This is a genomic window from Terasakiella pusilla DSM 6293 (genome assembly GCF_000688235.1).
GTDB classification, from domain to species: domain Bacteria; phylum Pseudomonadota; class Alphaproteobacteria; order Rhodospirillales; family Terasakiellaceae; genus Terasakiella; species Terasakiella pusilla.
This window is the reverse complement of record NZ_JHYO01000060.1, coordinates 1-5021: the sequence shown is the minus strand read 5'-3', so window position 1 is coordinate 5021 and position 5021 is coordinate 1. Positions and strand designations below refer to the sequence as shown.

Sequence of the window (5021 nt, the reverse complement as noted above, 5' to 3'; positions counted from 1 at the left end):
GCCGCCATATTGGTTGCGCCAACGATAATAGGTCTGTTCAGTCACACCGATTTTGCGAGCTGCGATAGCAATCGTATTGCCTTGGGCAATGATAACCTCGGCTTCTCGAAGCTTCGTGATGATCTGCTCAGGCGTTGGTCGTTTCAGTTTTCCCATGTCTTTTCTCCTTATCCATGGATTTGAATAAGCCAGAAAAACTAACATTTCGTGTGGATCACTTTTTGGGGGCTACGCCATTAACAACATCTTCCGGGTCTGTTGCAGCTTGCAACACCAATTGCGCCAAACAAGTACACCTCCACGGAATACCTAGCAACTTACCAAAAATGTGAAAATGCAATGACGTGAATTGTTGATGTAACACACTAGAATTAGCATCAGATTGAAGTTCAACAAACTTTTTCATTGTAGCCTCCAATCACGTATTAGCAAACCGGAATGCCACCGCATCCCAATCATTCTTGAAGTAGCCGATTAACTGCTGCCTGTCTGGCTGATACTCAATTTGCTCAATATCCTTGAACACGAGCATGTAATCTTCAGCCGAATAAACAGAAAGCCCTTCACTACACTGAATAAATGAATCTGTTGGCTCATCGTCGTAAGAGTAGATCAAATCTGGTCCGCTACTTTCGTGGAAAGTCGCATTTTCGATCATATTTTCCACAGCCCGTGATAACTTAACCTTACCTACTATAAGAGGTGTAGACAAAACCGACCAATCTGTTGCGGCTTCCATCATTTGACTAATTCGGCGGTGTTTGATTGCGTTTTTCACACGTTCAAAATCGCAATAAATTGCGTGAGTATCTTCATCAACATATTCATAGTCCTGATAGAATGAAGTTCCTTTCTCTAAAGCGTCTTCAACCCATTTATTGGCCGCTTCCTGATCTCCATCAACCGTACACCTTAATTCGCCGGTCCAGTAATCTTCATCAAATTGCAACTGCCATGTTTCACCCTTTGCGCTTACCCCCACAGTATCTGATAACCCGTCTACATGACATTCGAGCCATGTTGGCACCCAGCCATTGACCGCAACACCTTCCCGTTCTGAGAAAACACGATACAGCACCCCTTTTCGGGATACATCCCATTCAATGTCCTTGTTTGAAACATAAGGCGCGGCAGACGTGTAATAAAAGCGTGTACCCTGTGCAAAAACTGCCAATAAAAAGCGGTCGAAAAACAACTTTTCATCACTGATAAATTGGTTGCCGTCTTTGAGATAATTTTTCATAGTTCGTTCTCGTCGTTAGTTTTAGAGAACATGCCTTATATGCACGCAAAACAGTCTTGGCGACATGTTTTTTTCAACAAATATTCAAGAAGTAATTGTCTATCGAACGGCCCTACTAGCGAAGTTCAGCAACCATTCGCCGAAGCAAAAACAAGTATCTAAAAAACGATTCACCAGTACCGGCACCTGAGCACTTCACCGTTATTGGTAACATATGGCTATACCGTAAAATAATACTGGCCTGTTACGCCAAAAATGTAACATATAAGTTATTATTGATTAATGTTACATAATCTGATATAAACTTTAGACCCTAATGTGACAGGAGAACCATTTGGCAGAAATAGCCTATATCAGAGTGTCATCGACCGACCAGAACAGTGCACGCCAACTAGCTGGTACAAAAATCCAATTCGATAAAACATTTGAAGATAAGTGTACCGGCAGCACCCAAAACCGACCCGCGTTACAGCAGATGCTTGAATACTCGCGGGAAGGCGACACAATTCATGTCCATTCCATTGATCGCCTTGCACGAAACCTTGCTGACCTCATGCAACTTATTCAAAACTTGAACTCCAAATCGGTAACACTTCATTTCCATTCTGAGAACCTTGTTTTCGATGGTGAAAGCAACCCCTTTCAGGAATTGCAGATGCAAATTATCGGAGCAGTGGTCCAATTTGAACGGACGCTCATAAAAGAGCGTCAGCGTGAGGGCATTGAAAAAGCCAAAACAAAAGGTGTTTATCGCGGAAGGCAGAAGTCGATTGACCGTAGCAAAGTTGCTGAACTGAAAGCGAATGGAATGGGACCATCAGCGATTGCAGCCGAATTGAATATCAGCCGCATGTCAGTACACAGAATACTAAAAAGCGCCGGTTAAACGCCTCCTACAACACTTATCTCAGGATCAATCAGGGTTAGTTCTGCGTCTTCATGCCCTAGAGACAGGACCGTTGGGTTCAGTACAAAATCCATCGATTCAGTTTGATTTGCAGCGAACAAAGCAACATCAACCAGAAAAGAAATGAGCTGGCCGCAATCGCCCGTACCTTGAAGCTGGATTTGTCTCACGTTAGCTGTGATGGCGTTCAGTATTGGAAATGAAACTGACAGTTCCTCAAGGTGAAATGGTGTTATCCGAGACATGGTTTTTGCTTGTACAGATATGCTCCAGAAAAACAGCTTTTGATATGCTGATTTTGCTTCTTCAATTTGAAATTCGTTATAACGCATCGAGATTATCCTTGTAGTGAATTATCAACTATTTATGCGCCATGAACATCAACAATGTTGATCGGGATAAATAGCTGTGGATTTCAACTACACAGGAGATTTATCCATGTTGATAAAATCGCAAAGCCTGCCGCTATATGAACAGGTCTACGAATTTCTAAGAGCAAATTATTTCATCCATGATTACGCTGATTATAGCCACTCTATGGGACGTTCTCGCGGTTACGTGCCGACCCTCCGCTACAATGGGAAACAGCCCTCAGATGACGCATATCGCACGCTGCAATCGTTTATGAGCAAGTGCTGGGAAGAAACACCAGATGCAGACCTCAAGGCGTGGCTGTACCATTACATCATGAAAATCGATGAGGTGCTGTAATGACCAAAATATCCATTATACCGGTTCATCTTTGCGGTAATTTCCCACTAGGCTACACACCTAAAAAAAGGCTTTGCGACAAAATTGAAATAGAAGGGCATAGTGTCCTGATCCAAACACTTGAAACTGAGACGCCAGACGACATCACCTTTATAAAGGTCACGGGCCGTATTGTACTTCCACACGAGCTTTATGATATAAGCATCCCCCTCATTGAAACATTCGATAGTGCAAACTTCATCGCCAATGGTGTTAAAGCCAAAATCTGGGGCGTTAACATCCGTGTCGATGCGAGTAACATTTTCACCATTAATCTGGATGAACTGCAAAACTGTCTGGTAGGTGGAGCATGAGTTCACTTCAACCATTTGTCCCAGCAACAAAATCGAACATTGCCTATTATCCGATTAAAATCGATATAGAAATTGACCATCCGGGCGTTACCGTGCTTATTCACAATTTGCTAGAAATCAATGGCAAAGTCAGCGTAGGAAATGCCTATAGCTTTGATGAGTTACAATATTTCGTCAATGAAGCAATCCGCAGCCGTGGTCAGGTCATTCTGACGCTCTGGTTATTCAATACGCATCAAGTCATGGAAGTGTTGAAAAATACTCATGCCCGTTTGATTGGGTTTGATGTGCAGTTCTGATTCCGGAGTCATCGCCGATTTTAATTTTCGCCGGATTGAATTTCCTGATCTCTTGACGTCAAACCTCCTTCAACCCAAATGCCTGTCATGAGTGAGCATGATGAGCGTCAGCGAATGGCGAGCAAACGACGTGGTTCAGGAGGATGGCTCGGAAGTGGTTTTTGAAAGAAGAGATGTCTATCACGGATGAGATGGAGGTAGTTATGGTATCAAAGATACCATATATTTCCCCCTCTTATTTGGGGTAGTCCTTTTTAAATATCAATTCTGAGGTATCTGACTCTAAAAAGTATATACGATACCCCGTTAATTTTAGCTCATTTATAAAATGACGAATCAACAGCACTCATCATATAAGGCGATTCAGAGAAGAACAACTTGAAGAGGTCGCCTATGGCCCGTAAAGCAACACAACTCTATTTCACCGATGGCAATGAGTGCTGGCATTGGTTGGGCCAGATGAAGAGCGGTGAAGCCGTCATCACCCGGAACGGCAAACGTCAGAGTGCCAAGAAGTTTTTCTACCAGCAACATCATCAGGTAGAACTGGACGCATCGGATCGCTTGAAAAACACCTGTGGGCATAAAGGTTGTCTCAACCCGGAACATCACCGGGTGCGGACAGATGCTGATCGCGAACTGACAGCCACCAAACAATGGTTATTCATGCTCAAGTCATCATTGGAAAAGAAGGAGCAAACACCACAACAAATCGCTTCCCTGACGACTAACATTCGTAACCGGGCATTTCCGTTGCTACAGACAAACGATGTTGGTCTCATTCGTGGAATTGTGAAATGCTTTCAACTTGCTCGCATATATGCATCTGCTGCACAAACAACGTGGCTTAATGAGCAGATGAGGTGGTTGATTTCAAAAGAGCATACTATTCAAAAAAACGTCCATTCTTATTTTAACAGACACAATTGAAAGATTATGTAAAACAATATGACAGGCGCACCAGCGTACTGGATTCGCCTTAAAATGTGCTTTTCAACTATTGCCTCGAAATTACTTTCCTGTGCTGGAAGCAATATCTGGAATCACCTATCAACTATATGAAGAGACTCTTTATTTTTGATTACACATTGCTTTTCAGTTAGTTACCGATCAGCACCAAATTTGACAACTTCTCTTAGAAGTGTTGCATTTGATGTAAATTCATCCGGTGCTTTCAATGATAGACCTCAACCTAACTAGGCCGTAAACTCATAAAATTCCTTCCTGTATCAGCTTGAATATGATTCAACCTTCCAAAAGATTTGGAGGGAATTATGAGCCGCCGCCGTTTTGAGCTTACAGACTATGAATGGTCGATCATTGAACCGCTTTTGCCTCAAAAAAGCCGAGGCGTTCCACGTGTAGATGACCGCCGTGTTTTGAACGGCATTCTCTGGCGGTTTCGCACAGGGTCTCCTTGGGCAGATGTGCCTGAACGCTACGGTTCATATACGACCTGTTACAATAGGTTTGTTCGTTGGCGAAAGGCTGGTGTTTGGGATCATCTT

The 5021-nt window shown here is 43.1% G+C and carries 10 protein-coding genes; 6 read left to right on the top strand and 4 right to left on the bottom strand.

The window, feature by feature from the left end:
• From Q397_RS23600 to Q397_RS0119865, 3 genes are all read right to left on the bottom strand, one after another.
• Window positions 1–156, bottom strand: a 156-nt coding sequence (locus Q397_RS23600) for a transposase (RefSeq protein WP_038015038.1), incomplete at its 3' end; no start/stop codon positions are given.
• A gap of 58 nt (window positions 157–214) precedes the next feature.
• Window positions 215–406 (bottom strand): hypothetical protein, encoded by a 192-nt coding sequence (locus Q397_RS25150; RefSeq protein WP_156950818.1) that lies wholly within the window; start codon window positions 404–406, stop codon window positions 215–217.
• Between the two features lie 12 nt (window positions 407–418).
• Entirely contained in the window at window positions 419–1243 is an 825-nt protein-coding gene (locus tag Q397_RS0119865; protein WP_028880876.1) for a hypothetical protein, read from the bottom strand.
• A 334-nt stretch (window positions 1244–1577) separates the two neighbouring features.
• Between Q397_RS0119865 and Q397_RS0119860 the strand changes: the two genes are divergently transcribed.
• The gene (locus tag Q397_RS0119860; RefSeq protein WP_028880875.1) at window positions 1578–2129 is read left to right on the top strand and encodes a recombinase family protein; all 552 of its coding nucleotides are present in this window, start codon (window positions 1578–1580) and stop codon (window positions 2127–2129) included.
• Here Q397_RS0119860 and Q397_RS0119855 read toward each other — a convergent pair.
• A complete protein-coding gene (locus Q397_RS0119855) occupies window positions 2126–2482 on the bottom strand; it encodes a hypothetical protein (protein ID WP_028880874.1) in 357 nt (118 codons plus the stop codon). The genes Q397_RS0119860 and Q397_RS0119855 overlap by 4 nt on opposite strands.
• A 106-nt stretch (window positions 2483–2588) precedes the next feature.
• On the opposite strand from Q397_RS0119855, the gene Q397_RS0119850 reads away from it, so the two are divergent.
• The 5 genes from Q397_RS0119850 to Q397_RS24900 form a co-directional block, all read left to right on the top strand.
• Window positions 2589–2861 carry a DUF6626 family protein gene (locus Q397_RS0119850; protein WP_028880873.1) on the top strand — a complete coding sequence of 91 codons (273 nt, stop codon included), beginning with the start codon at window positions 2589–2591 and terminating at the stop codon, window positions 2859–2861.
• Window positions 2861–3214 carry a hypothetical protein gene (locus tag Q397_RS0119845; protein ID WP_028880872.1) on the top strand — a complete coding sequence of 118 codons (354 nt, stop codon included), beginning with the start codon at window positions 2861–2863 and terminating at the stop codon, window positions 3212–3214. Before Q397_RS0119850 ends, Q397_RS0119845 begins: the two co-directional genes overlap by 1 nt.
• Window positions 3211–3513 (top strand): hypothetical protein, encoded by a 303-nt coding sequence (locus Q397_RS0119840; protein ID WP_028880871.1) that lies wholly within the window; start codon window positions 3211–3213, stop codon window positions 3511–3513. Before Q397_RS0119845 ends, Q397_RS0119840 begins: the two co-directional genes overlap by 4 nt.
• Window positions 3514–3906: 393 nt before the next feature.
• Entirely contained in the window at window positions 3907–4443 is a 537-nt protein-coding gene (locus Q397_RS0119835; protein WP_028880870.1) for a hypothetical protein, read from the top strand.
• Between the two features lie 344 nt (window positions 4444–4787).
• Window positions 4788–5021 (top strand): transposase (locus Q397_RS24900; RefSeq protein ID WP_156950817.1); only part of this gene is annotated, 234 nt, incomplete at its 3' end.